The organism is Acinetobacter sp. DMC2 (assembly GCF_056314305.1).
Genome location: NZ_JBQUYP010000001.1, coordinates 686,691 through 712,624, shown reverse-complemented (window position 1 = coordinate 712,624; position 25,934 = coordinate 686,691). Strand labels below are relative to the sequence as shown.

Annotated in this window: 22 protein-coding genes; 9 read left to right on the top strand and 13 right to left on the bottom strand. The window is 37.8% G+C overall.

Annotated elements, in window-relative coordinates; genetic code table 11:
* Window positions 1–124 precede the first annotated feature (124 nt).
* The 5 genes from ACT53H_RS03395 (at window position 125) to proB (ending at window position 5,695) form a co-directional block, all read left to right on the top strand.
* Window positions 125–1,582, top strand: coding sequence for a glyceraldehyde-3-phosphate dehydrogenase (locus tag ACT53H_RS03395; protein ID WP_004790760.1), 1,458 nt, complete (start codon window positions 125–127; stop codon window positions 1,580–1,582).
* Window positions 1,583–1,731: 149 nt separating this feature from the next.
* Window positions 1,732–2,457: a hypothetical protein gene (locus tag ACT53H_RS03390; protein WP_004790761.1), complete on the top strand. Its 726-nt coding sequence runs from the start codon at window positions 1,732–1,734 to the stop codon at window positions 2,455–2,457.
* Between the two features lie 11 nt (window positions 2,458–2,468).
* Window positions 2,469–3,143, top strand: a complete 675-nt coding sequence (locus ACT53H_RS03385) for a hypothetical protein (RefSeq protein WP_004790762.1) — start codon at window positions 2,469–2,471, stop codon at window positions 3,141–3,143.
* A 182-nt stretch (window positions 3,144–3,325) separates the two neighbouring features.
* Window positions 3,326–4,546: an Obg family GTPase CgtA gene (cgtA, locus tag ACT53H_RS03380; protein ID WP_004790763.1), complete on the top strand. Its 1,221-nt coding sequence runs from the start codon at window positions 3,326–3,328 to the stop codon at window positions 4,544–4,546.
* 15 nt (window positions 4,547–4,561) lie between these two features.
* A complete protein-coding gene (proB, locus tag ACT53H_RS03375) occupies window positions 4,562–5,695 on the top strand; it encodes a glutamate 5-kinase (protein ID WP_476008617.1) in 1,134 nt (377 codons plus the stop codon).
* A 26-nt stretch (window positions 5,696–5,721) separates the two neighbouring features.
* On the opposite strand, the gene ACT53H_RS03370 is transcribed toward proB, so the two are convergent.
* Entirely contained in the window at window positions 5,722–6,378 is a 657-nt protein-coding gene (locus ACT53H_RS03370; RefSeq protein WP_174730072.1) for an HAD-IB family hydrolase, read from the bottom strand.
* Window positions 6,345–7,553, bottom strand: a complete 1,209-nt coding sequence (locus ACT53H_RS03365) for a DUF1615 domain-containing protein (protein WP_034596550.1) — start codon at window positions 7,551–7,553, stop codon at window positions 6,345–6,347. The genes ACT53H_RS03370 and ACT53H_RS03365 overlap by 34 nt, the downstream gene beginning before the upstream one ends.
* Before the next feature lie 83 nt (window positions 7,554–7,636).
* Here ACT53H_RS03365 and dusB point away from each other — a divergent pair, with 83 nt between their 5' ends.
* A complete protein-coding gene (gene dusB, locus ACT53H_RS03360) occupies window positions 7,637–8,662 on the top strand; it encodes a tRNA dihydrouridine synthase DusB (RefSeq protein WP_004790767.1) in 1,026 nt (341 codons plus the stop codon).
* A 38-nt stretch (window positions 8,663–8,700) separates the two neighbouring features.
* On the opposite strand, the gene ACT53H_RS03355 is transcribed toward dusB, so the two are convergent.
* Together ACT53H_RS03355 and ACT53H_RS03350 are read right to left on the bottom strand one after the other, a co-directional pair.
* Window positions 8,701–9,747, bottom strand: coding sequence for an NAD(P)H-dependent flavin oxidoreductase (locus ACT53H_RS03355; RefSeq protein ID WP_476008616.1), 1,047 nt, complete (start codon window positions 9,745–9,747; stop codon window positions 8,701–8,703).
* A 117-nt stretch (window positions 9,748–9,864) separates the two neighbouring features.
* Window positions 9,865–10,566 (bottom strand): VIT1/CCC1 transporter family protein, encoded by a 702-nt coding sequence (locus tag ACT53H_RS03350; RefSeq protein ID WP_151964164.1) that lies wholly within the window; start codon window positions 10,564–10,566, stop codon window positions 9,865–9,867.
* Between the two features lie 251 nt (window positions 10,567–10,817).
* On the opposite strand from ACT53H_RS03350, the gene ACT53H_RS03345 reads away from it, so the two are divergent.
* Entirely contained in the window at window positions 10,818–12,038 is a 1,221-nt protein-coding gene (locus ACT53H_RS03345; RefSeq protein ID WP_476008615.1) for a tetratricopeptide repeat protein, read from the top strand.
* Between the two features lies 1 nt (window position 12,039).
* On the top strand, window positions 12,040–13,182 hold the full coding sequence (gene wecB, locus ACT53H_RS03340; RefSeq protein WP_174739900.1) for a non-hydrolyzing UDP-N-acetylglucosamine 2-epimerase: 1,143 nt from the start codon (window positions 12,040–12,042) through the stop codon (window positions 13,180–13,182).
* On the opposite strand, the gene ACT53H_RS03335 is transcribed toward wecB, so the two are convergent.
* The 9 genes from ACT53H_RS03335 to ACT53H_RS03295 all read right to left on the bottom strand — a co-directional run bounded on the left by ACT53H_RS03335 (window position 13,167) and on the right by ACT53H_RS03295 (window position 23,866).
* A complete protein-coding gene (locus ACT53H_RS03335) occupies window positions 13,167–14,087 on the bottom strand; it encodes an alpha-amylase family protein (RefSeq protein WP_174739898.1) in 921 nt (306 codons plus the stop codon). The genes wecB and ACT53H_RS03335 overlap by 16 nt on opposite strands.
* Window positions 14,065–15,909: a hypothetical protein gene (locus ACT53H_RS03330; RefSeq protein WP_476008614.1), complete on the bottom strand. Its 1,845-nt coding sequence runs from the start codon at window positions 15,907–15,909 to the stop codon at window positions 14,065–14,067. The genes ACT53H_RS03335 and ACT53H_RS03330 overlap by 23 nt, the downstream gene beginning before the upstream one ends.
* On the bottom strand, window positions 15,910–17,160 hold the full coding sequence (locus ACT53H_RS03325; RefSeq protein ID WP_151964161.1) for a glycosyltransferase family 2 protein: 1,251 nt from the start codon (window positions 17,158–17,160) through the stop codon (window positions 15,910–15,912).
* Complete coding sequence (locus ACT53H_RS03320; protein WP_151964160.1) at window positions 17,147–18,043, bottom strand: hypothetical protein; 897 nt, start codon at window positions 18,041–18,043, stop codon at window positions 17,147–17,149. Before ACT53H_RS03320 ends, ACT53H_RS03325 begins: the two co-directional genes overlap by 14 nt.
* Window positions 18,043–18,786 carry a hypothetical protein gene (locus ACT53H_RS03315; protein WP_004790776.1) on the bottom strand — a complete coding sequence of 248 codons (744 nt, stop codon included), beginning with the start codon at window positions 18,784–18,786 and terminating at the stop codon, window positions 18,043–18,045. Before ACT53H_RS03315 ends, ACT53H_RS03320 begins: the two co-directional genes overlap by 1 nt.
* A 197-nt stretch (window positions 18,787–18,983) precedes the next feature.
* On the bottom strand, window positions 18,984–20,426 hold the full coding sequence (locus ACT53H_RS03310; RefSeq protein WP_476008613.1) for a cryptochrome/photolyase family protein: 1,443 nt from the start codon (window positions 20,424–20,426) through the stop codon (window positions 18,984–18,986).
* A gap of 118 nt (window positions 20,427–20,544) precedes the next feature.
* Window positions 20,545–21,027 (bottom strand): peptidylprolyl isomerase, encoded by a 483-nt coding sequence (gene slyD / locus ACT53H_RS03305; RefSeq protein WP_005307390.1) that lies wholly within the window; start codon window positions 21,025–21,027, stop codon window positions 20,545–20,547.
* A gap of 135 nt (window positions 21,028–21,162) precedes the next feature.
* The gene (locus tag ACT53H_RS03300) at window positions 21,163–22,449 is read right to left on the bottom strand and encodes an NAD(P)/FAD-dependent oxidoreductase (protein WP_476008612.1); all 1,287 of its coding nucleotides are present in this window, start codon (window positions 22,447–22,449) and stop codon (window positions 21,163–21,165) included.
* 97 nt (window positions 22,450–22,546) lie between these two features.
* Window positions 22,547–23,866, bottom strand: coding sequence for a D-alanyl-D-alanine carboxypeptidase PBP6B (locus ACT53H_RS03295; RefSeq protein WP_111854451.1), 1,320 nt, complete (start codon window positions 23,864–23,866; stop codon window positions 22,547–22,549).
* A gap of 171 nt (window positions 23,867–24,037) precedes the next feature.
* On the opposite strand from ACT53H_RS03295, the gene ACT53H_RS03290 reads away from it, so the two are divergent.
* On the top strand, window positions 24,038–25,741 hold the full coding sequence (locus tag ACT53H_RS03290) for a M61 family metallopeptidase (protein ID WP_476008611.1): 1,704 nt from the start codon (window positions 24,038–24,040) through the stop codon (window positions 25,739–25,741).
* Window positions 25,742–25,934 lie beyond the last annotated feature (193 nt).

Below are 25,934 nucleotides of genomic sequence, written 5' to 3'. Positions count from 1 at the left end.
ATGATGAATTTTAGGAAAATCTAGTCACTAACGTCAGCTTTTGATTCATTCTTGTCGATAATTCCATTACAATTACGGGGTTTAAAAAATCACGCCTAGATATAATTAATTAGAGGACGTATCTGTGAGCAAAGACACTATCATCGCCCTGCATGCTGAACACCAAGGCCGTTGGAAAAACCGTGAAGAAATCGCGGAACGTATGATTGCCGTAATCGGTCAATTATACCGTGAAAAAAATATTGTCGTATCTGTTTACGGTCGCTCTTTAATTAACCGTTCTGTTATTCAAATTTTGAAAACTCACCGTCGTACACGTGTTGTAGATGTTGAGCTTTCTGTTGTAAATACATTTCCAATTTTAGAAGCTTTAGCAAAAGTTGAAAACATTGGTTCTGCAGAAGTTGATATCGGTAAACTTGCTGTTGAATATAAAGAAAAAGGCGGTGATGTTGACGCTTTTGTTGCTCAAGCAGTTGAGTCAATTAAAGGTAGTGCAACTTCTGAACAACCTAAAGATGTAGTTCTTTATGGTTTTGGTCGTATTGGTCGTATCTTGGCTCGTTTAATCATTAGCCAATCAGGTTTAGGTCGTGGCCTAAGCCTTAAAGCAATCGTTGTGCGTAAATCTTCTGATGGCGATTTAGCAAAACGTGCTTCTTTACTTCGTCGTGACTCTATTCATGGCACTTTCGCTGGTACAATCGCTGTTGATGAAGAAAACGAAGCAATCATTGCTAACGGTAACTTCATTAAAGTGATTTATGCATCAAGCCCAAGTGAAGTTGACTATACTGAATACGGTATTCAAAACGCGCTTTTAATCGATAATACTGGTAAATGGCGTGATGCTGAAGGTCTAAGCCAACACTTGAAATGCCCAGGCGTTGCACGTGTTGTATTAACTGCACCAAGTAAAGGCGAAATGAAAAACGTTGTATTTGGCGTAAACAACACAGACATCTTAGATGAAGACAAAATCATCTCTGCTGCAAGTTGTACAACAAATGCAATTACTCCAATTCTTAAAGTATTGGATGACAAATATAAAGTTCTTAACGGTCACGTTGAAACTGTTCACTCATTTACAAATGACCAGAACTTAATTGATAACTACCATAAAGCAGATCGTCGTGGTCGTGCAGCTACATTGAACATGGTTATTACTGAAACTGGTGCTGCTAAAGCTGTTGCTAAAGCATTACCTGCATTGAAAGGTAAGTTAACTGGTAACTCTGTACGTGTTCCTACGCCAAACGTATCTCTTGCTATCTTGAACTTAACGCTTGATAAAGAAGTTGATCGTGAAGAAGTGAACGAATACATTCGTCAAATTTCGATTAACTCTAGCCTTCAAGGTCAAATTGGTTATACCAACTCGACTGAAGTTGTATCGAGTGACTTTATCGGTTCTCGTACTGCTGGTGTATATGACGCTCAAGCAACGATTACTTCTGGTAACCGTTTAACTGCTTATGTTTGGTACGATAACGAAGTTGGTTATAGCTGTCAGGTATTACGTATCGCTGAACAAATGTGCGGCGTAAGCTACAAAAAAATTCCAGCAGAATTGAATGCTTAAGATCATTTAACGATCTATAAAATATTTTCACAAAAAGACCCAGTTTAGACTGGGTTTTTTTACAACCGTACAAAATATATGCTGACTATTTTTTGTAAATAAATGAGAATACAAATTAAGGAAAAAAAGAAAATAGTAAGGGATAGGAATTGTCGCAGTTTAAACGTTTGTTGGTCGTTTTTATATTCATCATTATTGCCAATTTATGTGGTGTACTCATCGCAATATGGGTGTTTAAGCACTTTAATATTTATATTCCACTGAAAAATCAGGCAGTTGCTATTGACTTGCAAGAACCTCTACAAGTTAAGGTTAAAGTACAAGATGCTTTAAACGTGGATGTAAAAGGGCGGGTAAATGCCAGTATTCCAATTGATGAGAAACTGAATATTCCATTAACTCAAACATTAACCCCGCGTGTTTACTTCGATAATATGGTGCCGATTAGCACCACAATTCCTGTCAAAGAAACATTAAAAGTTGAACAGAATTTACCAATCGATACGAAGGTTCAAGTGAGGGTTTTGGGACGTGATATTACCTTACCATTGAAAGGGACAATTCCATTAAAACTTGATGTTCCGATTGATATTAATGTTCCGCTTGAGCAAAAGGTTCATTTAAAATTTGATGCGCCTGTACGGACGGTATTAAAAGAAAATCTTCATATTCCTCTAAAGGCAAGATTGGATACTAATATTCCAATTGAGGGTAATTTGAATGTTCCTGTTAAAACAGCACTAAATGCTTCGGTCGATGTGAAAAACACATTGCCTGTGAAGATTGCAAATGGTGAGTTGAAAATTCCTCTGTCCACTATGCGATTAAATCGGGTAGTGGGTTCAGAAACATCGCAGACAACAACTGATCAATAAGGTGAATAGTAATGTTTCGTTCACTCAAGAGTATGTTGATCAGTTTTTTCTTAATGATGATCCTTGCTGCTGTTATGTTTTGGGTATATCTCAATATTCAAGCTAATTTAGTTGTTTCGGCTCATAATGCAGATATTACTTTACCTGACTCTTTAGAAACAAAGATTCAAGTTGGCAATACTTTACAGGTCCAATCTATTGGTAAACTTGATACAACATTAGATATTGACCGCCAATTGACTTTACCTTTAAAAGGGAAATATCTGGCAGATTTAAGTTTTGCTGTAGAGACACCAATTACAGTGAGTGTTGACTATTCAACAACTTTAAAAATTGATCAGGTTATGCCTCTTGAAACTACGACTGACCTCGTCTATCAAAGTAAATTTTTGCCAAAATTTCCACTTAAGCTAGATATTCCCATCAAGCTGGATGTTCCTTTTAATTTAAAACGTAGTTATACCATTCCAGTTAAAATTGTTTTTGATGGTCCTGTTTATTTTGAATTTGATGAGCCAGTAAATTTATCGGTTAAACATCGATTTAACCCAAGTCTACAAGTGAATGACCCTATGGAAATGGGGAATGTCTCTTCATTTAATGCGATCATGTATAATTCGGTTCCAAAAACAAAAGCAAATCTTGATATGCAAATGACCTTGCCATTACGTAATGTCCATCCTTAAAAATTAAATAGTTATTCTGCATTTTATGTTGGGTAAAGCCCGTATTTGTAAATCTAAAATGCTTTTGATGATTTAAAGATAAAAACAGACCGTTATAAATGGGAATTGTCCCATTTTCTATTCGAGAATTTTATGAAAATATGGCAGAATAGGCGGTTTTAGAGTTTTTAGAGGATTGGCAGATGCGCTTTGTTGATGAAGCAGTCATTACCGTAGAGGCTGGCGACGGTGGCAATGGCGTAGCCAGTTTTCGCCGTGAAAAATTTGTACCATTTGGTGGCCCAGATGGTGGTGATGGCGGACGTGGTGGAAGTATCTATATTCAAGCTGATGATGATACGAGTACGCTAGTCGATTACCGTTACACACGTAAGTTCCGTGCTGAACGCGGAAAGAATGGTGCAGGCGCTAACTGTACCGGACGTGGTGGTGAAGATGTGGTTTTAAAAGTACCCGTTGGTACAACAATTGTTGATACAGATTCAGGCGATATTATTGGCGATTTGGTTGAAGATGGCCAAAGAATTCTGGTTGCAGGTGGTGGTGATGGTGGTTTAGGGAATACCCACTTTAAATCATCAACTAACCGTGCTCCGCGTAAATGTACGACAGGTATCAAAGGTGAATTTCGTGAAATTCGTCTTGAATTAAAAGTATTGGCAGATGTTGGTTTATTGGGTATGCCAAATGCTGGTAAATCAACCTTTATTCGTGCTGTAAGTGCTGCAAAACCAAAAGTAGCAGATTATCCATTTACAACCATGGTTCCAAACTTGGGTGTTGTAGATGCTGACCGTCATCGTTCATTTGTAATGGCCGATATTCCTGGTTTGATTGAAGGTGCAGCGGAAGGTGCAGGTTTGGGAATTCGTTTCCTTAAACATTTAGCACGTACGCGTATCCTTTTACACATTATTGATGTGCAACCAATTGACGGTTCGGATCCTGCGCATAATGCAAAAGCAATTATGAATGAGTTAGCTAAGTTTTCTCCTACTTTAGCTAAACTTCCAATTGTTTTAGTGCTGAATAAACTTGATCAGATTGCTGAAGAAAGTCGTGAAGAGTGGTGTCAGCATATTCTAGATGAACTAGAGTGGACTGGGCCTGTCTTTAAGACATCAGGTCTATTAAGTGAAGGTACAAAAGACGTTGTGTATTACCTCATGGATCAGATTGAACAACAACGTGAACGCGAAGTTGAAGATCCTGAATATGCAGCAGAAGTAAGAGCTTTCCGTGAACAACTAGAAGTTGAAACACGTGAACAAACCATTGCGGCAAAAGAAGCATATCGTGCTATGCGTCGAGCACAACGTCTTGAAGGCATGTTGGGCGATGATGATGATTTTGACGATGATGAAGACGACAATGATGTAGAAAGCATCTACGTTCGTGACTAAAAAACCGAGGAAAACATGATAGAAGTGGTCGATGGGCAACGTCAGCTCAATGAGTGTAAACGAATCGTTGTTAAAATCGGATCATCTTTACTCACAGCCAATGGGCAAGGTTTAGATTTGAATGCTATTTCGCATTGGGCGAAACAGATTGCAGATCTACACGATGCCGGACACGAAATTATTTTAGTGTCTTCTGGAGCTGTGGCTGAAGGGATGGTTCGTATGAAGCTTGCAAGTCGACCCACCGATCTACCCAGTCTGCAAGCCTGTGCTGCGATTGGGCAGATGGGTTTAATTCATACTTGGTCTAGTGTGCTTGAAGAACATGGCATTCGTACTGCTCAGGTTTTACTCACCCATGATGATCTAGCGGACCGCCGTCGTTATTTAAACTCATGTGATGCTTTGCAAAACTTGATTGATTGGCGTGTGATTCCGGTTATTAATGAAAATGACACGGTATCTACCGACGAGATTCGCTTTGGTGATAACGATACTTTAGCCGCGATGGTTGCAGGTCAGGTTCATGCAGAATTGTTGATCATTTTAACTGATCAGCAAGGTATGTTTGATTCAGATCCGCGTCACAACCCCGATGCGAAATTACTCTCTACTGTTCGTGCCATGGATGATGTTTTATTCGAAATGGCTGGCGGTGGTGGTGTGCTCGGCAGAGGTGGTATGGTGACTAAGGTTCGTGCCGCACGTTTAGCTGCTAAGTCGGGTTGTCCAACCCTCATTGCGAGTGGTGAAAGTGACAATGTCTTATCACGTGCCATGGCAGGTGAGATGCTAGGTACGTTGTTTACTACTGATAAAGACCGTATGACTGCTCATCAACAATGGCTCGCTGCTCATTTACAAACGGCAGGCCGTCTTGTAATTGATGATGGTGCTGTTGAAGCGATTAAATTGAAACATCGCAGTTTACTCCCAGTTGGGGTTAAAACTGTTGAAGGACATTTTGATCGTGGCGATGTGGTTGAATGTGTAGATAAACAAGGTAAACGTATTGCAGTAGGTCGAGTGAATTTCAGTTCACGATCTGCTGAAATTATTAAAGGCTTAGCCTCAGATAAGGTTTATCAAGTGTTAGGTGAAGCTCGTTCACTTGAAATGATTCATCGTGATCATATGGCAATTTATTAAGTTATGTTTAAATAAAAAAGCTCGCTTTATGCGAGCTTTTTTTCTGGTGTTAAACGAGGTAGCACGTGGTCTTCACCCACCATATAGGGGTGTGTCGCGAGACTGAGCATATCTAGGTCTTCTGAGCTATTACCATACGCATAAACTTGATGGTAATGCTGGAGCGTATATTGCTGATGTATTCTTAATTTCTTTTGTTCACTACTACAATCTGGGGTGGAGTAGTAACCTGTCATCATGCCGTTTTTAATTTGAGTTTCAGTACAAATTAATTCGATATTTAGTAGTTTGCAAAATGGAGCAAGATAGACATCAATTGAAGCCGAAACCAGCACCACTCGATCACCACGTAACTGATGATGTTGTAATTGTGCGAAAAGTTCAGGTGAAAGCGAAGAGACTAACTCTTGTGCATATTCTTCACCTAATCTTTGCAGTTCAATTGCAGGGGTATTTTTGAACATGCTGCGAAATAACTTGGCACGCATAGCATGGGCAGGATAAAAGTTAAGATAGTAGGCTTGAATCCATGGCAGGATTTTCAAACCTTGTTTAACAATATGGCGCTTAGACAAAGCATAAAAGATGAAACCTGTAAAACTATCTTTACTACACAAGGTTCCATCAAAATCGAACAGGGCGAGACTTTTTATAGTCTTATGCGTTTCGCTCGTTGCATACATGATTCATATCGTCCGTTTACGCGGGTTGCATACCAGTTGGTATTATAGTCACGACTTAATTTTGGCCCAGAAATGACCACTTGTGGCATCATTGCATAGATAGGTTCTTTACCTGTCTTTGCTTTATAAAGTTTCGTCAGAGCAATATAGGTTTGAGTACTTTCAAACTTTTTCTCTTTTTCTAATTTAAGGTCATCACGAATTTGACGTGGGGTAACCAATACATTATTTTTTGCAAATACTGTAATCAGTTCTTTTTCTGACTGGCTTTGAGTCGGGCGTGGATCACCATCTTTTGTGTAAAGAAGCAGATCCCCATCAAGACTGATTTCTGTATCTGTTAGGTCATTTAACATGCTTTGAAAAGCAGCATTACGGCTAGAATACATACCTGAGTTATAGTCTGCAAATCGATAAATGGCTTTATCATAGTCTGCTGGATAAACCATTAAACGATGAATACCATAATATAAACCGCCATATTCAGTATATAAGTCATCACGAAGTGCAGCGGTATTCATGCTTGAGCGTTTATTGGCTTTCGCATAGTTAATATGAACTTGCATAGAACCCAAGGTGGTAATAGGGTTCATTTTCTCGCCAATATCTTGCCCAACCAATTTGGCAGCACCTGTTAATGCACTCACATGGTAATGCTTAGCCATAAAATCGAAAATTTCTCGGTAAAGTAAGTCGAGGTCTTTCTCTGTTTTAACCTTGCGCATTTGACTCATATAGTTGTTATCGGGAGAAGGCTGAGTTCTTAGCACTTCTTCAAAATAACCGGCAATTGTTCCACCAATGGTTTTGCCAAGCTTATCTTCAAACTTTTCATTTAAACGTGTGCTAACTTCTTCAACTGCTTTTTGGCCTAATCCCGGTACTTGAGGGTTGGCAACAAAGTTAGATTCTTGATCTACTACAGCCACAATACTACAGACATTTTTCTTGGTTTTAGGAATATCCAAGTCTTTCATAATGTCGTCAATATCTTTAGCCCATGACTCACGATCATGTACACGCGATGGGATTAGACGTTTAATCTGTTGGCTTTCTAATTCAGGCTCATCATTATTTGACCACCAAGCTTTATCTCCACAAGCAGCTAAACTCATGCACACGGCAACCATACCGAATGATTTTAATAAAAAACGGGAAGACAACGGTTTGTTCATGGCGAGGAAAGCACCTGCATAAAAAGATGAGCCGATTAAGCGGATGAAGTATACTATGTTGATCATCAATTGTATGAATATATATGTATATTGGTCCCTATCAACTGTCAAATAATTTAATTGTTGCTCCTATGGCGGGGGTTACTGACCGTCCATTTAGAACGCTCTGCAAGTATTTTGGCGCAGGCCATGCAGTCAGTGAAATGATGACTGCCGATAAGACTTTGCGGATGAGCAAAAAGAGCCTCTACCGTGCAAATTTTGACGGCGAACTCGCTCCAATTTCTGCTCAAATTGCAGGTTCTGATCCTGAGCAATTAGCAGAAGCTGCACGTTATCAAGTGGCAAATGGCGCACAAATTGTTGATATCAATATGGGATGTCCAGCCAAAAAAGTATGTAATAAACTTGCTGGTTCAGCATTATTACAAGATGAAGACTTAGTGGCTCGAATTCTTGATGCAGTGGTTGCTGCTGTTGATATTCCTGTGACTTTGAAAACCCGTTTGGGCTTTTTAAATGGTCAGGAAAATATTTTAAGAGTAGCAAAAAGGGCAGAAGAAGCGGGGATTGCTGCACTGGCCTTACATGGTCGCACCCGTGAAGACATGTATTTAAATACAGCACGTTATGATTTGATCAAACATGTCAAAGAGTTAATCAATATTCCACTTATTGCGAATGGTGATATTGATAGTCCTGAAAAGGCAAAATATGTACTCGATTATACAGGTGCTGACGCAATCATGATTGGTCGTGCTGCTCAAGGTCGACCATGGATTTTCCGTGAAATTGCTCATTATTTAAAAACTGGAGAGCACTTAGCCGCACCTAATATTGAAGAGGTAAAGCATGTGTTACTTGGACATTTATCAGAACTTTATCAATTTTATGGTGAATATTCTGGATGTCGTATTGCACGTAAACACATTGCTTGGTACACAAAAGGATTACGCTCAAGTAACGAATTCCGCCAAAATATGTATAAAGTTGAAAGTACTGCTGAACAAGCATTAGTGGTCGAAAACTATTTTAATCAGCTATTAGCTGAAGGCAATTTGATGAGTGATGTGCAAGTTGAGCAGGTTAACTTACTAGAAACTCATTAAAGAAAAAGCCAGTAAATGTTTACTGGCTTTTTTTAAATTTACTCATCTTCTAGCATTTCTACCACTAGCTGATTAACTAAATCGGCAGCAGCTAATTCACGTATTTGTGAGACATTACTACCCGCCCAAAAAGCACCGAAGCTATAGTCTTTATTCTTGCTTGCAATTGCATTGAGTTGCTTAGCTAGATCGTATGCATATGGATATTCGGGTTGAGGAGGGCGATTAGGTAAATCAATTTGTGTGTGCCAATGATTGAGCAATCCACGAGCCGGACGTCCAGAAAGACTGGCACTAATTTGCGTCACAGGCTCATTAAATAAAGCTTTACGGTACTCGGCAGATGCATTTGAAGATGGACATTGAACGAAAGCAGTTCCGAGTTGAACAGCTGTAGCCCCTAAGCTCAACATATGTCGTGCTTGTGCGCCGTTCATAATGCCCCCGGCGGCTACCACAGGTCGTTTGCAATGTTTGACAATAAGATGTACTAAATCACTCGTTTTAATTGCTGCATCAAAAGTCTTATTAAAGATTCCACGGTGTCCGCCTGCTTCAATCCCTTGAGCAATAATAATATCAATACCAGCCGCTTCAATGGCTTGTGCTTCAACTAAATTGGTAGCAGAAACCATAGTGACAATTCCGGCATCTTTTAATGCCTGAATTTGATGGGGATGGGGAATACCAAAATGAAAACTGACAGCTTTTGGTTTCGTATCTAATACGACATTTAGAAAATCATCGTTATCAAGAAAACTTGGATAAATACAGTTTAAGTTTTGAGGAGGCTGTTCTCCGAACTTTTCAAACTGTGGCCGTAAATATTCAATCCATTGTGCTGAGGTTTGAGGATTAAGTTGTTCGGGTTGATGGCAGAAAAAATTAACCTGAAATGGTTTTTCTGTAAGTGTTTGAGTTTTTAAAATCTGTTCTCGAGCACTTTGCGCGGTATTTGCTCCCAGCCCTAATGACCCAAGTCCCCCTTGATTAGAAACTTCAGCAGCAAGTTCAGGGGTAGACACACCTGCCATAGGGGCAAGAAAAATAGGATGTTTAATTTCAAGTTGTTGTAACAGGGTCATTTTATTCACCTCATTTCTTTCTCTTCACCATAACGTGAAATCAGAACCAAGAGCAAATAATATTGGGCATTTAGTTTTTAAATATTTATTTCTTAAATATTTAAAAGTTCTGGTTTTTTAAAGTGGAGTAACATGAAACAAAGATCCGATCCAGCTTGAAAAAGCCATCGCTAAAATTCCCCACAAGGTAATGCGTAAACTTCCTTTCAGCTTAGAAGTACCTGCAAAATGACTTGATAGCGCCCCTAAAATCGCTAATGAAAGAATTCCTGTAGCTAGGACTGCACGCATAATCCATTGATTCGGGCTCAATAATATAGCGAGCATAGGGAAAAAAGCCCCAAAAGAAAATGAAGCAGCAGATGAGAACGCTGCCTGAACCGGATTTGCTGCGGTATTTTCGTGAATACCGATCTCATCACGGGCGTGAGCACCTAATGCATCATGGGTTGTTAACTGCAAAGCAACCTCTTGAGCCAATTCTTTAGACAGGCCTCTAGAAATATAAATTTGGGTGAGCTCATCTAATTCTTTTTGAGGGTGCTTCGAGAGTTCTTTTGCTTCAATCGCTAGATCTGCTTTTTCAATATCTTCTTGAGATTTTACAGAGATATATTCTCCAGCAGCCATTGATGTAGCACCAGAAATTAGTCCGGCAATACATGTAATTAATAGGGTGTGTGAATTGGCTCCACTTGCTGCCATACCCATAATTAAGCTAGTGACGGAAATAATCCCATCATTGGCTCCTAATACTGAAGCTCTTAACCAACCTGAACGGTGAATTGCATGATGCTCTGTATGATGTGGAAAAGCCATGTGTTTTGCCTTATAAATGTTTTATAGATGCTATGAAATTTTACAATTTATTGATCAAAAAATATGTCATCATTATAGGGAATTTAGGGATGCTAAAGAATAGATCAATAATAAAAATGGAGACTAAATAATTATTTCTAAAAATGCTTAACCTAATTTAACGATGTAAATTATTCTTTTTAATTATAATATTATTGGTCATTCAAAGAACTTGCCCTCCCTAATAAGTCTAATTTACTGTAGAGGTGAAAATGAAGAATAGCAAAACAATAAATTCTATAACTCATTCAATATTAATTATGGGAGCAGTGATTTCTTGTGTAAGCATGCTAAACATAAGCTCGGCTTTTGCACAAGATCAAATAAATTCTGAATATAAACCGGGTAATCCGATTTATGATAAATGGGACCAATTTTATAAAATTGAGAATACTCAACCGGAAAATGCCGAGAAGTTATTATTAGAACTCGGCGAAATGACACCTCAAGATATTAAAGTATGGAAAAGTTTAACTTATTTGCAGATTAGAATAGGCAAGCAAGAAGCCGCTTTGCAAAGTTTAAGAAAAGCAGAGGTATTAGACCCAGCAGATGATAATTTAAAACTCCAAGAAGCCTATCTGCTTAACTCTCAAAAAAATAATAAAGAAGCTTTGGTGGTTTTTAAAGAACTTACGCAATCTAAAGATGCCGATATTGCCAATAAAGCGACACAGGCCGTAAAGAATTTAAGTGGAGGGGAAGTCAAAACTTATTTCCGTGATGTATATTTTGCACCTTCATATGAGTCACGTTACGACGATGTGATTTTTCCACTTAAAGCTCGCTATGGTAAGAATCTTGATAATGGTCGAGCACAGGTGTATGGCTTTTTAAACCTAAACCGTGATACCCAATCTCAGGGCGGGGTACGACCTGAAATTATTGATGAAAATGCAGTAACTCTAGGTGTGGGCGCTAATTACCAACCTTGGACATCTATACCTGTGCGCATGTATTTAGAAGTGGGGGGAAGTTACGATCTGATTGAGCGAAATAGAGATAAATTTCGTGAAAGTGTTGTCGGTGGGGTGACAGGTTATCAAGAATGGTACTCTCAAAATAATTGTAATCATTCACTTTGCTTTAATGATTACTTCACTGATTTATATGGCAATGCAGCGACTTATTCTAGAGAAGATTATAACGTTATTGGCGATTTACGCTTACGTACGGGTTTGAATGTCTATAAAGGCGAGAACGGAACTGTACAGGCTTATTTGAAATTGCATGGTTTAGCTGACAGTAAAGATGAATATTACAATAACTTATTTGAATATGGCCCCGGCATTTCATGGCAGCCTTTTAATTATCAGCCGATAAAACTACGTATAGAACGACTATATGGCAATTACTTTAAAGATGTGCCAGTAAATACGAAAGATCATTACAACAATACTCGAGTAGAACTCGTTTTTTATAAGGATTTTTAAAATGAAGAAAGTTTTTATATCTATTGTATTTGGAACCCGTCCTGAATTAATCAAACTTGCCCCTGTTATTTTATTGGCAAAACAAGATCCTCGCTTTCAAGTTGAGGTAATTTTTACTGGACAACATGATGAATTGGTCAGAGATGCGATAGATTTCTTTGGGGTTGAAATTGACCACCGTCTTAAAATTATGAATGCTGGACAAAGTTTAAACCAGCTATTAATTCATGGTTTGAGTCAAATCGAGAATGTATACACGGATGGGCAAAAAAGAGATGCAATTGTTATTCAGGGAGATACAACAACTGTTTTAGCGGCTGGTTTGGTCGCATTTTCAATGAAGATTCCTGTGGCTCATGTAGAGGCAGGTTTACGTTCTTATGATTTAGATCATCCTTTTCCAGAAGAGGGAAATCGTCAGTTGGTTTCACGTATTACCAAATGGCATTTTGCCCCAACAGAACAATCAAAAAGAAATCTACTCAATGAACAAATTCCGCCAGAACTCATTACGGTTACAGGTAATACCGTTGTTGATGCGGTGTATTTAGGACGTAGATTAATTTCCGAAAAATCTGATTTGAAGAACCAGCTTGAACCTTATGGAATTCAATTAAAGCAAGATGACAAAGTTGTACTTATTACTGCTCATCGTCGTGAAAACTTTGGCGGGGGAATTCAAAATATTTGCAATGCGGTTGAGCATTTAGCCAAAGACCATCCTGATTTACATTTTATTTGGCCAGTCCATTTAAACCCAGCCGTACATGATGTGGTTCATGATAAGTTTAAAGATCATCCGCAAATCCATCTTGTTAAACCATTAGACTATCCTAGTTTATTGGCAGTCATAGACCGATCTACTTTTATTTTGACGGACTCAGGTGGCTTACAAGAAGAGAGTCCATCATTTAATAAGCCAGTTTTAATCTTACGAGATACTACAGAGCGGCCTGAAGTTGTTGAAGTTGGGGCAGGTGTTTTAGTGGGTACAAACCAACAAAAAATTATTGAAGAAGCTGAAAAGCTACTTACTGACCAACAGCACTATGAAAAAATGGCGCACGTAGAAAACCCATTTGGTGACGGGCAAGCAGCTCAACGTATTCTTGATCAAATTGCTAAATCTTATGAATTGGCATAATTATGAGTTAAGAATTTCTTCTCACTTATGGTTTTATTAACACCACCATAAGTGAGGCGATACCACAAGCTCACAATATTGACGCACCAGCGGCTCATGTAATGAGGACCATCAAAAATATAGACAGTTTTTCCTTCATATGCTTTTAGCTGAGAAATAATTTCCCAAGGATATGCAGCTCTAAATTGCCCATTTTTTTTAACTCTAAAGGCTTCTAGTACTATAATTACTTTATCTTTTCCAAGCTTTTGTTCAAGTTGATCTAAAATATGTTTGGCTTGCTGAGGAGACCGTACACCTACGCCAACGCCGTCTTGGAAGAAAACGCCGTTATGTTCTGGTAACCAGCTTTTAACCCATAAATCATAATGTTCGGGTTCGCGTTCACCACTATAAATACTGACCCAAACTGGTACTGGAAGTTTACTTAAAACCTGACCTAAAGCACTTACTCTTAACCAAGTCGGATCTGCTTCTACCGGAAAATAATAACCTTTAGGTGCAGTTTTTTGCTCTTTTATAATTTGGGCAGATTTTTCCCCTAACTCAGTAACATTTGCCCGAGCTTTAGGTTCATTATATTCGCCGGCTAAACCCAATATTAGATTTTTAGCCCAAGGCTCTTGTTTAATTTTTTCTAAATTAATTGCTTTTTCCCATTGAGGAAAGTTTGATTCTTTCCACCATGATTTAGACTCAACAACAGACCATTGGGGAACAAATGTGTTAACACCCAAATAGTGCCAGTTTCCCTCTGGTGGAGTAGTGTTATTGTCAGGCTGCCAGAAAATTCCTTCAATATGTGGGGCTTGTCCTTGATGTTTGAACAACCCCGCATAAGCTATAACACTACAAATAATTAAAATAATAAAAGCAGCTATTTTAATTGGTATCTGTTTTTTCATTATTTCGTCTTAACCAGTACCACAAGAAGATAATTATTATCATGATTGCAGAGATAATCACAACTAATAAGAAGAAAGAAGATTGTTGAACTAAAGGCGCTTTTTGATTTCCGACAATAAGTTTTTGTAAAACATAAATATTTCCATTTTCTGAAACTAACATTTTTGTCACGTTATTTGGTATTTTATGTTGGATTTTTTCCCAAAGATGCATAAAGCTTTGTGCACCACCTTCTGAGTCGGTAATCACGTCAAAGCGATTATTGTTATAACTCACAATAAAACCATTAACAGCAGCAGGCGCATAAATAATATCTTGATGCATTAATACCTGTTGCTGATAAATATCTTTATTCACACGAACATTTACTGATTGTGGTGCATTTGGTGAATACCGGACTAGGTTAAGTGGCATTGGTCCTTGTGTTAAAAGCATTTTTTTCGCAGTTTGTCCTAATACAATCGCGATATTTAGAGCACCCGATTGATCATCAATTGCAATGGTTGGGGTTGTTGCTAAAGTCATTGAAATTGCCGCTACGCCATTTTTGAGTTTATGTGGCAGTTTGAGGGTAGATTTGGCTGTATCAATCCAGAGTGAGCCATGGGCATTGGGTAAACACTGAGAGTTAGCAATCACCGAGTTTTCAAGCTTTAAATTAAAATTGGTCGTATTAGAAATAGCTTTTGCAAAAATGTTGAATTGTCGGTTTACGGGATCGGAAGCAAGGTCAGCTGTTTTCATGCTGCCTGCAAGTCCGCCATCAATCCAAGCCGTAATATTTGAACCTTGCAATAAACCACTTTGAATGCGAAGTGCAATTTGTCCTTGCAAGATATCGGTTGGTTGCCATACTGCTGGGAAATCAAGGAATAAGTTCTTTTCAGCGTGGTTTAATCTGAAGTCTTCAATGCCTAAATCGGCAAGTGTATTAATTTTTTTAAATTGTGCCCAAGCGGGATTGGAGATCGTTGTGGGAAAAATTGCACTCCCAGTATCAAGCTGCTGTAAATAAGAGGGATTAATTAAGCCATTTACAGCAGCAGAGAGTTCTTGTGGGGTATGATAAGTAATTGAAAGAGTGGCTACTCCATCTGCTGGTTTTGCAATTTGTACTAAAGCACCTCCTTTGAGGGGCGTAGCTGAGTGAATCACTTCAATAATAAAATTTGTTTCATCATTTAAATTAATTTGTCCTGAATCAACCCATTCTATCGGCGTGATTGAAGTCCATGAACTTGCTAATCTAGCGAGCATAGAAGCTTCTATAATTTCTTTGCGATTATATTTTAAGATGCCAACAAATGGCGTAGGTCGTCTTGTTTGTGGATTAAATAATGCATCAGGTAAGTAGTTAAGCTGATAATTATTTCTGATTGAAGTAAAGTCGATTTGAGAATTACTGAAGTAAGTTAAATGATCAATATCTTCTGAACAGAAGGTTTCTTTTGTTTGATTAAGATTGGTAGGCTTAGAATATTGCTGAATAATAAAATCTAAACGGTGGAAGCCACTTTGACTTGGAGGAATATCAAATTTGAATTGACCGTCCCCATTCAGGGTAGTGTTATAAATGAGTTTATCATCATATTTAACTAATAAGGTTGTATCACTTTCAGTGGAATAATCACTTGAAAATTGAATGTTTTGCCACTGGGCACCTTTTCCAATATAGAAAAAATGTGGCTCGACTGTATATTTAGTTGAGGTACTAATATCATCGAGTTTCCATGTATACGCATGAGCAGACATGGCGAGCATAAGACTGGTGCTGGCAAGGAGCACTTGAGCTGTTTTATAAAGATCAAAAGTCTTTTTCATTTATTTTTTCTCCTTGCTACGTTCCGTTTTGTACCATTGAAGGGAATTACCCTGTATTTTATTTTTAAGCATGTCATATGCAGCTTTAAATACAATAAATAGGAAGATTTGTGAGTAACTTACGTAAGATAAAACAGAATAAAAGTAGAGTTCCGGTTTAACTTTTTCGAGGGAAAGGGTAAACCACATTTGTGCAACATATAGGCAAAATGAGAGTCCCCACAACGTCGTAAATGGACCTGGAACTGAAATGCCTGCAATACCTAGTAACCCAAGCGTCAAGGTAATATGACTCCAGAATAAAGCGGGTACGAAAAGTATGTAGCACATAATGTTATTTAGAATTTCAATTCCGATAGGAAATGGGGTTCTTAACGCTACTGGTAAATATTTACGAGTCACATAAAAATTACCTTGAGTCCAACGTGAGCGCTGTTTAACAAACACACTTAAAGATGGTGGGTCTTGTTGCCAACCAATTGCATAGGGAACCCATTTAATTCGTTTTTGACCGATAAAAATCCGGAAGCTCATTTCAGTGTCATCGACCAATGACTTCTCATCAAAACCACCCAAGGTTTCTAAAGCATCACGCCAAATGACATAGTTGGTACCCATTAATGTTGATAGCTCAAAACGTTGCCAACGGCCGCCTTGGAAAATCCATTGGAAAAAGATGAATTCAATGGCAATAAATCGAGTCAAAATACTATCTTGCCAATTACGAGTTCTTACTTTGCCATTTACAGCCACTAATTTTTTATCCGCAAGTAGTGTTTGAGCTAATAAACGTACACAATCGGGTTCAGGTGTACTATCTGCATCATAAACAACAATGAGTTCACCCTTAGCATGAGGTAGGCCATTATTCAATGTTCTAGATTTACCTTTGCCTCCCATCCCTTTAGGAACGTTGACAATTTTTATGCAAGGATAAATCTGCGCTAGATTTTCGGCGATTTCTAGGGTGTTATCTTTAGAACCGTCATTAATCAGCAAAACTTCATATGCTTCGGCTGGATAATCCTGTTGCGCGATTGCATGTAAAGTATCTTCAATCACTACGCCTTCATTATAGGCAGGAATCAAAACACTCAAAACGGGCCATCTATCAGGTACGGGTAAGTTCTGCAATTCTTTTTCTGCTGTTTTTGAGTATTTCCAAGCCTGATAACTTAGCCATGCCCAAAATGCTTGAGGAATCCAGATACCTAAAAAACCAAATAGGAAGAGAATATCAATGGGAGCCATTTGATTTAACCCTCCTAATAATAGATGAGATCAGCAATAACAATAAAATCACCCCGATGACCAAGGAGATCCAAGAAATATAGCTGCCGAAAGTACCAAGAAGGTCAGGATAGGTTGTGGTTAAAATAAGATCGAGTGGAACTACGACTGTGCTTAAACCAATAAAAATATATCCAATAAAACTGGTATTTACATGTTCGGGGGTACTTATGTATTTAATATTATTAAATTTCCATGAAATGCCGAGTTGAGGGTATCGAATATTTGTGGTCGGAAGATCAGCAGGAGGATTAATAATAATTTCATAACCCGAAACGTGGCCATTAAAATTTTTAGCTGAATAAAATAAGTGCTGCTTTTGTTTAATCTCTCTAGAGGGTAGCGGAAGTTGCTTTGGATTAAACTGAACAATATAGCTGCCAGCGGTCTGGGAAATTAAATTTTCATCCCAACCTGTTGAAACAAAAGCAGCCATAGGTCGTAAGCCAATTGCAGTTGAGAATGTAGCTTTGGCTGCAAAATATTGGGGTTGTTCAGATTTAAAAAGAGCAATAGGAATAGCACCTTGACTCACTGCTTCTTTTAATAAGAAATAGTGAGAAAAGCTAAAAACTTCATCTGGTAATATGATGCCTGGCTTTATTCCTTTATGAATCAGCCCTTGAAAACTATCTGAACTGATTTGGTCAATTGTAAAAATAGGCCACCATGTGTCCTGTGATGGGAAAAACATGGAAAGATCATCCATACTCTGAACTTCAGTTTTTGTTTGTTCAGATTTAATCTCGCAATGATAATATTGACGATAGAACTGTTGCAAAGTGCTATCTGGATATTGACTAGAGGCTATAATGATTCCACAAATATTAAGAAGATTAGACATTAAGTAACCTCCTCTTCAGGTGGAATCTGAATAACTTTATATTCGACTTCAAGCCGCAAAGTCATAATTTCTTTTAACTTTTTAATAAATTCAGGTTCTTCTTCTGTTTTTTGTTTACGAATAACAATACTGTATATCGTTTCTAGATCATCATCAGCGAACTGGAAAACAATTTCTTGCGGATGATGCTGGCTCAAAATTTTAATCATTTCATTTTGAGTGGTTTTCCATACATCATCACCTAACATTTCTTTAATTAAGCTTCGGTTGAGAATCCTGATTTCAAAGACTTCATAATCTTGTATGTGGTGGTGATCAAGAAGTTTAAAGAAACTACGCTGAAAATACTTAAGTGCGCTAAGCGGGAAAATATCACGGCGATAATTTCGATCATAACTTTGTATATCACGATATTTTTGGACGTTAATTTCAATATTGTGGCGTACAGCACTCAGAAAAAGAGGAATGAGAGGGATAATAAAAAGTAAAAGGAGTTGACGTTCAATATGTGTTTGCGCGCCTAGATCAAGCAGAAAATATACTGCAACGCCTACGAAAGCGATTAAACCTACAATTAAAGATGCACCGACTTCTAAAAAAGCACCAGAAATTAAAAGAATAAGAATAAAAATCCAGCTTCCTCTAAAGCTTACAGGCAGCCACTCATATGCCACCATCCCCATAAATAGATGAGCTGCGATAATCCATAAGACGAGTGTTCTTCCTGGGTTCTTTTGTTGCATGCGAGCTCTGGCTACCTTTTTTGTAATGTTAATTTTTATACTTTTATAATGAACTGTGATGATTTTTAAATTTAATTTATTGTTGTGTTTGTCCTTTTATAAATCCCTTTAGTATTATTTTTAGAGTAAAGTCACAATATAGTCAAATTTCTCGTATTTTTTTAATAAAAAATAAACAGATAAGACGTAATTCTTATCTAAATGCTCTTGAAAGTTTCAATTGCTTTCATACGAGTTTCTTTCAAATCAACAATTGGCTTTGGATAACTCAACTGAAGCGGAGTTTTACTTGAGTAGGGTTCATGAATCACTTTATTGTCTAGATGGGCTAACTCATCCACCCATTGACGAATATAGTCTCCGTTTGGATCAAATTTCTTAGATTGAGCAATAGGATTAAAAATTCGGAAATAGGGTACAGCATCAGTTCCAGTTGATGCACACCATTGCCAACCACCATTATTTGCTGCTAAATCTCCATCAATTAAGTGTTCCATAAACCATTGTTCACCTATTCGCCAATCGATGAGTAGGTTTTTACATAAAAACATAGCGGTAATCATGCGGACCCGATTATGCATCCACCCTGTTTTTTGTAGCTGACGCATGCCCGCATCAATAATCGGTATACCTGTTTGGCCATTTTGCCATGCGGTTAGGTGCTCTGGATGATGATTCCACTTAATTTTCTGAGTATCTTTTTTAAACGGAATGTGTTTAGAAACATGTGGAAAATCAAATAAAATATGCTGATAAAATTCTCTCCAAAGCAGTTCATCTAACCAAGTCTGCTGACCTTCGTTTGTCAGATGGAAGTTGCCATGTTCAGCCCTGAAAAGAGCTTGCAGGCACTGGCGGATAGATAAAATTCCAAGGTTTAAATAGGGGGAAAGTTGGCTAGTTCCTTTTACATTTGGAAAGTCACGTTCTAATTTATAATTAGATAAATGATTTTCAATAAATAAGTCGAGCTGCTCCAGAGCAAAATCTTCTCCAGTCGGCCATAAATCTTGTTGGTCTTTAGAAATAGATGAGTCCAAAAAAGCTTCGATATCTTCTAAACTTAAACTTTTTATATTTGAATCGGGCTCTGGTTTGGCTTTTTGCTTTTCAGGAATTGGATAGCACTGAGGCAAACCGCTGATATCTAGTTTCGAGTAACATGCTTTTTTGAATGCACCAAAAACTTGATATGGTTGCTGTGACTGATTGCGAATAGAACATAAAGGAAAAATCGTACGGTCATGAAATAAAAAAAGTTCTTTACCTTGTTGATTTAAAGCCTGCTGTACAGTTTTATCTCTTTTTAACTCATTCACGCCTACTTCTATATTGGAGTAAACATTTTCGATATGAAGTTGTTGTGTGAGTTCGCAAATATAATCTGCAATATCTTTCCAGTAGGGAATGACTTGAATGATCAGTGGAATATTAAGCTGTTCTAATTCTTTTTTAAGTTGTTGAAGCTGACGTAAATAGAAATTAATTTTTATAGGTGCATCGTGATGTATTTTCCATTGTTCAGGCGACAAGATAATTAACCCAATCGAAGGTCCTTGCTGGCAAGCATGCCATAAAGCAGCATGGTCTCGAACTCTCAAATCCTGACGAAACCAAATCAGCTGATTTACGTTTGACATGAAAGATACCCTTATAAAGTTGAGTGAGTTAGAGGTTTATTATCAAGATATTATATAAAAATAAATACATAAAAAAAGCAAAGCCGAAGCTTTGCTCTTATCTTCATCTAAAGATGAATTAGTGGTGGTGACCACCTGCACCGTGTACGTGACCGTGATCTAATTCTTCTTCAGAAGCTTCACGGATTTCTACGATTTCAACTTCAAAAGTTAAATCTTGACCAGCAAGTGGGAAGTTAGCATCTACAACAACGTTGTCGCCTTCAACAGCTTTAACAGTTACGATCTGAACGCCGTCATCTGTTTGAGCTTGGAATTGCATACCAGGTTGAATGTTTTCAACACCTTGGAACATTTGAGCTGGAACTTCTTGTACTAGGTCTGGGTTGTATTCGCCATAACCTTCAGCTGCTGGTACATTAACAGTAAATTTGTCACCAACAGTTTTACCTTCTAATGCATTTTCAAGACCAGGAATGATATTGCCTGCACCGTGCAAATAGGCAAGTGGTTCGCCTTGAGATTGATCAAGTGTTTCACCCTCAGCGTTTGTTAATTTGTAGTGGAATGAAACCACGTGGTTATTTGCAATAGCAGTCATGTTTTTGATCCATTCAATCAATTAAAGCGTACATCATAAAGTGAAAAATAAATTTTGTAGACTACAAAATCTTAATCTTTGGCACTTTTTCTAATGCGTTTTTATATAAATAGGGACGAACTTAAAAAATTCAACTTAATACAGCTTAATTTTTGGACGTACACGTCTTGTAAGTAAATCTTTCATTGTGAGTAGTCCAGCTTGAGTGTATCCATGAATCGTTGCTTGATGTAAACGATACAAAGATACGTACATGGTTTTTGCAATATAACCTTGCACACTTACATCGCCAAGTAATTCTCCAACGGCTTTATTACGACTTAAAGACACGAGGGAACCTTTGTCGTTAAACGTGAACATAGGTTGTGAACGATTGTTTAAGCGGGCAGCGATAGCATCGACTAAAAAGCTTGCTTGTTGGCTCGCAACTTGAGCACGCGGAGCAAGGGGAGGATGTCTTGCATCAAGCTGGCAATGAGCACAATCACCAAACGCAAATACATTTGGATCAGAATAGGTTTGCAACGTTGCATAGACCATTAAACGGTTAATGTTATCGCGTTTAAAGTCTGTAAAACTTTCTAGTACCTTAGGTGCTTTTACGCCTGCTGCCCAAACGGTAATATCACTTTTGAGTTGGTTGCCATTACTAAAGTAGATGCAATGCTTATCAATTTTTTCAACGCGGTGTTGAGTTAAAATTTCAACGCCCATTTTTTGGAGCTGTTTTGCACTATGCTCAGCCGTTTTCTCATTTAGGGCAGGAAGAATTCGTCCTGATGCTTCAATCAGTGTAATTTTGACTTGGTTGGGGTGAATCTTCTTTAAGCCATATCGATAAAAGTTTTTGGTTGTTTCAATTAACTCGGCTGCAAGCTCTACACCTGTTGCCCCCGCACCAACGATTCCGATATTTAAAGTTCGCTGATTAGGTTGATTTTGAGCTTCAATATAAAGATGGAGTAAATCTTGCTGGAAAACATCGGCTTGCTTTCTGCTGTCGAGGAAATGACAGTTTTCACGCACACCCATGGTATTAAAGTCATTAGATACTGAACCAAGCGCTAAAATAAGAGTGTCATAACTGAGCTCTTGCGGATGATTCTGTTGATCCTTAGATACTTGAGGGGGCATTAGTTCAATTAATTTTTTATCTTTATTGACTCCAATTAATGTTCCTAGCACAAATTCATAATGATGTTTTTCTGAGTGTGCGAAATAGTTAGTTTGTTCTTCGTGTGGATTTAAAGATCCAGCAGCAATTTCGTGAAGCAGGGGTTTCCAAATATGAGTGAGGTTTTGGTCGACCAATGTAATTTTTGCTTTACGATTTTTCCCAAAAGTTTCACCGAGTTGTGTTGCCAGTTCTAAGCCACCAGCACCACCACCAACAATTACAATATGATGTAAATTTTGGGCCATTTTTTCACCTAATTATTTTTCTATAAAAAAAGATGGCTAAATTATGCCATCTTTTATTTATAAAATTTATTGTGCGTCTGTGCACAATTTGATGTTTTTAGTGCGAATCTACCGGGTAGAGTTTTGCAGCACTATGTTCACTTGAAGAAAAAATAGAGAAGAGGCTAGAAAACCACATTGCGATTTTTTGGAAAATATTGGCTTCTTCAATATGTACGTTATCTTCGATTTGAAGACTACGGATCAGTTGATTATTTTGATAAATCGATACTGTGGCTAAGCTCATTACTTTCATTAACGGCGCAGTTAATTGTTTTTCATTGAGTTCAATGTTTACACGTGTTTGAGTCGTTTCAAGCGGAGCGATAACTTTGGGCTGTAGGTTACTATCAAGTACTTGAACGCGCTGAGTGATATTATCAAAATTATTTAAGTCAATTGGTGCTGGGTCAGCATATAAAGAAGTCGTTACAATCGTAGGTTGCTTTGTCGCTACCTTGAACATTTTTAAAGTCGACTTGACAACAGGCAGCTCGGCAATTAATTTTTGCTCAGGAATAATGACTTCATCACGTGTATAGGTATAAGCAAGATTCATTAATTTATCTGCAATCTCAGCACGTTTTACCGCACTCGGTGTACCTAAAACAATAACCAGTAAACGTCTTTGAGCTAAGTCTGATGAAAATGAAGGACGTGAAGCCGTTAATGCCAAATTATAACCCGCTGCTTTAGTGTAGCCAGTTTTTAGGCCGTCAACAGATGGATCATATTTCAAAGCAAGGTTAGTCGCATGGTGAAAACGTTGATTGTAGCTAAAGCTTGGCATTTTTGAATAATGCAAATATTCAGGCGTTTCTTTAATTACAGCCTGACCTAATAAGCTTAAATCATGTGCCGTAGTGTAATGATCCGGCATCGTAATTCCAGGAGGGTTACTAAAATGGGTATCTTTCATACCCAAAGCCTGAGCTTCCTGATTCATACGTTGTACAAAATGGGGAACATCACCAGAAATTTTTTCAGCTAAGGTCACGGCTGCATCATTCGCAGACATAACAATTAAACCTGCCAATAACTGATCAACAGAAATTTGTTCACCAGCTTTAAGATACATTTGTGATTCATCCCACTGCACGACACCAACCACTGGTGTTGCAGTAATGATTTCTTCTTTTTTCAGCTTTCCGGCTTTAATCTCTTTTAAAGCAATATAGGCAACCATCATTTTGGTTAAAGATGCTGGCGCACGTTGCACATGGCTATTATGCTCGGCAATGATTTGACCCGATTGAGTATCTACAATAGTCCATGCGGCGGCTTCAACACTTTCAGGTGCAATATTGAGTAGCGCAGCATTGGTTAGGGTGGTGCAGAAAAGACTGAATAGGGTAAAAAGAGATAGAAAAAATTTCACGGATGACCTTAACTTTTACTGGCAAATACGGGACACAGATGCACAGCATGCTATGCCTTTTTTTAATGGAAGGCTAGTGGAAATTGTTGCCAAAAAATACATGTACGCAAGACGATACAAAAAAGTGATAATCTAATGCAAAGCCGTTCTTATTTTTAAATTGAAGAATTTATGTTGCATTATCAAATTGAGTTCGATGATTACAAACAACACCTTGTTCACGTGACAATTCGTTTTTTAGCCAATCCGAATCAGGAACTTTGGCTGCCAACGTGGATTCCAGGTAGTTATCTAATTCGAGAGTTCTCAAAACATATTGAAGCCGTTAAAGCTTATGATGAAGCTGGACGTCTGTTGGATATTAAAAAAACGAGTAAAAATCGTTGGCGTTTATTTAATACCGATCATGAGTTAATGACGATTGAATATGATGTATATGCATATGATTTGTCTGTACGTGGTGCATATGTTGATCAGACACGCTTATATATTAATCCAGCATGTGTATGTTTAGCTTTAGAAGGCCAAGAACAGTCTGTTTGTGAAGTCGAAGTTTTCTTACCAGATGAGTTAAAACATTTTCAACTAGCAACAGGTTTGGCTTCAAAAAGTCTAGTCAAAGGTCGCTTTACTTTAAAAGCCGATCATTATGATCAATTGATTGATAGCCCGTTTGAATTGGCTGATCAAACACGTTTTAGTTTTGAAACACATGATATTGAACATGAGTTTGTAATTTCTGGCCCACATAATGCCAATGTTGATCGCTTAAAAGCTGACATTGAAAAGATTTGTGCAGCCGAAATAAATATGTTCGGTTCAGCGCCATTTAAAAACTATACCTTTATGACGATGGCAACAGGGAATAGTTATGGTGGATTAGAACATTGCAATAGCACAAGTCTGATTACACCACGTGATGATTTGCCAAAATCAAATGAACCAACTGAACCTTCTAAAGACTATCAACGCTTTTTAGGCTTATGTAGTCACGAATATTTTCATTCATGGTTAGTAAAGTTCATTCGCCCAGAAAACTTTGCAAATTATAATTTGCACCAAGAAGGCTATACCTCTTTACTTTGGATATTTGAAGGCTTTACTTCATATTATGATGACCTGATTTTATTACGTAGTGGCGTAATTTCTCAGAAGTCTTATCTTGACCTACTTAAAGCACAAATTGATCGCTATTTACAAAACCCAGGCCGTTTTGTTCAAACAGTGGCCGAATCAAGTTTTGATGCTTGGATTAAATTTTATCGTCAGGATGAAAACTCAAATAACGCGGGTACGAGTTACTACAATAAGGGGGCTTTAGTTGCGTTGTGCCTAGATTTAGGTTTACGTTTACGTGGTTCTAGTCTTGATGCTTTAATGCGTCGATTATATGAAAATACTCAAAATGGTATGCAAGTAAACGAAAGAACCATTTTTGATTTATGTAAAGAACTGACGGGTGATAATTGGATTGAACAAATTAATCATCTGATTAACACGACTGATGAATTACCGCTTGATCAATTGTTTCCTGAGTTTGGCTTAAGCTATAGAGTTAAAACTGACAAATCTTTGCCATTAGGTTTAAAACTTGTCGATAAGCCAGAAGGTGTGCTTGTGCAAAGTGCCCGCCGTGATAGTGCAGCAGCGAAAGCAGGTATTTCTGCCAATGATGTGATTATTGCAATTGATGGTTTAAAAGCATCCACTAAGCTTATCGAGAAGTATGCAAAGCAGGGCGGAACTTATACTGTCTTTGCTTTCCGTCGTGATGAGTTAATCTCTTTTGAAGTCGATTGCGCTACATCTGATTTAACCGAAGTTGAACTCATCGTTGAAGATCAAGCTAAAACTGAAAAATGGTTAAAAGCTTAGATTAAAGCTAAATAGTTTATAAAAAACCGATGTTTTGCACATCGGTTTTTACTTTTAAGTACTTCCAAAAGATGAAATCCGTTTTGCCTTTGAGTTTATTTTGAATGAAAAGTATAATAATTGTCAGAACACTGAAAGATATCTCATGTAATTTAATGATGTTTAATGCCTGAAAAGTGATCTGAATGTGCAT